The following is a 2,083-nucleotide window of genomic DNA, read 5'->3' as shown; positions in this document are numbered from 1 at the left end:
ATGGTGTGACCCCAGTTGCCAACCCATATGGCGAAGGACAAGCGACAGCAACTTCAGATGCCAATGGTCTTGTAAGCTTTGTAGGCTTTGAGGCTAAGGATTATGTTATTAAGGAGTTGACAGCGCCGGCTGGATACCAACTATCAACGGATGTTATTACTGTATCTGCTAGCGAATTAAAAGCTGCACCTAACCTTGTAGTAGATAAGGGGACAGTCGTAAACTACCTAACTCCACCAAACACACCACCAACTACTCCACCAACTACTCCACCAACTACTCCACCAACTACTCCACCAACTACTCCACCAACTACTCCACCAACTACTCCACCAACCACGCCTCCAACTACCCCATCAACAGACAAACCAAAAGGTGATAAGCCTTCTGGAAGTCAACCAAAAGAAGATAAGAAACATACTCTTCCTTCTACAGGTGAAACAGTGAGCGAGGGACTAGTGGCTGCAGGACTTGCTTTGGCAGTGGCTGGAAGCGCCTTAGTTTACAAAAAACGTGAAAATTAATTTCTAAAACAGGTTTTGTTCTAGCCCTGCTAGACAAACCTGTTTTTTTACGCAATAAATATTATTTATCTTTATCTATCGCCTATTGTGAATCAGGAAATATCCTATCTCATTCTTTCACACATACATTGGGAAAACTCCCTATCTTTAGTCTTTTACCTGTTAGCACACACGATAAGAGTCAGGAAAACATGTAGTAAAATATCCTATGTGCACTAAAAAAGAGGTTGACCCAACTTCAACCTCTTTTTTTATAATTCCTGTAATAAGTATTTAAAAAGTTCTAAATTCCCTTTTTCTTCATTAACCAAGTATTCTGGGTGCCACTGCAAGCCCATAATGCGATGACCATCTACAGCTTCAATGGCTTCGATGGTGTGATCGCGCGGATCAAAGGCGGTCGCACGGAAATTCGGTGCAAGATCCTTGATGCTTTGACGGTGCACGGAATTAATCCGACTGGCCTGTCCAAAAAGCTGCTCTACCACACTGCCTTTTTTAGTCTGGATAGAATGGGAAGTCCCAAACGGAAGTCCTTGCCAATGCCCTTCGATCTCTTAGTTGAGTGTTCCTCCAAAAGCCACATTGATCAACTGAACCCCACGGCAAATTCCTAGAACCGGTTTGTTTTGGCGTACTGCTTCCTTCAGTAGGGCAAGCTCAAATTGATCGCGTTTGATGTTGTAATCGTCGCTCTCGATAGTTTTTTCTTCACCATAAAGACTCGGGTCCACATTTTGGCCCCCACTCAAGATCAATTTATCAATGGTTTCAACATAATCCTTGACTAAGGAAATATCTCCCATCGGAATAACCATTGGAAGTCCGCCTGCTTGACGAATCCCTTCTGCAAACTGGCTGGAAACGGAGGAATGAAGGTTCTTCCCTTCCGGATCAACCGGACAGAGATTAGCGGATACTCCTACTATGGTTCTGCACATATTCATTCCTCCTTTATTATTTCATACATTCATCTTATCACCTATTAATGATCTTGTCTAATATGTATTTTTAAAGGAGATGATAAATAATATTTATTGCGTAAAAAAACAGGTTTGTCTAGCAGGGCTAGAACAAAACCTGTTTTAGAAATTAATTTTCACGTTTTTTGTAAACTAAGGCGCTTCCAGCCACTGCCAAAGCAAGTCCTGCAGCCACTAGTCCCTCGCTCACTGTTTCACCTGTAGAAGGAAGAGTATGTTTCTTATCTTCTTTTGGTTGACTTCCAGAAGGCTTATCACCTTTTGGTTTGTCTGTTGATGGGGTAGTTGGTGGAGTAGTTGGAGGTGTTGGTGGTGTTGGAGGTGTTGGAGGTGTGTTTGGTGGAGTTAGGTAGTTTACGACTGTCCCCTTATCTACTACAAGGTTAGGTGCAGCTTTTAATTCGCTAGCAGATACAGTAATAACATCCGTTGATAGTTGGTATCCAGCTGGCGCTGTCAACTCCTTAATAACATAATCCTTAGCCTCAAAGCCTACAAAGCTTACAAGACCATTGGCATCTGAAGTTGCTGTCGCTTGTCCTTCGCCATATGGGTTGGCAACTGGGGTCACACCAT

At 42.9% G+C, this 2,083-nt stretch carries 2 protein-coding genes and 1 pseudogene; 1 reads left to right on the top strand and 2 read right to left on the bottom strand.

Annotated elements, in window-relative coordinates; genetic code table 11:
- The coding region (locus ACVC7Q_RS09875) for a prealbumin-like fold domain-containing protein (RefSeq protein WP_447265723.1) at nucleotides 1-524 on the top strand (524 nt) is incomplete at its 5' end.
- Nucleotides 525-775: 251 nt separating this feature from the next.
- Here the strand turns inward: ACVC7Q_RS09875 and ACVC7Q_RS09870 are convergent.
- Nucleotides 776-1,465, bottom strand: a pseudogene (locus tag ACVC7Q_RS09870) (gamma-glutamyl-gamma-aminobutyrate hydrolase family protein).
- Nucleotides 1,466-1,616: 151 nt separating this feature from the next.
- The coding region (locus ACVC7Q_RS09865) for a prealbumin-like fold domain-containing protein (RefSeq protein ID WP_447265722.1) at nucleotides 1,617-2,083 on the bottom strand (467 nt) is incomplete at its 5' end.

The sequence above is a fragment of the Streptococcus sp. W151 genome, from assembly GCF_053010205.1.
Note: the sequence above shows the minus strand (reverse complement) of the source record. Positions and strands in the feature narration are given on the sequence as shown.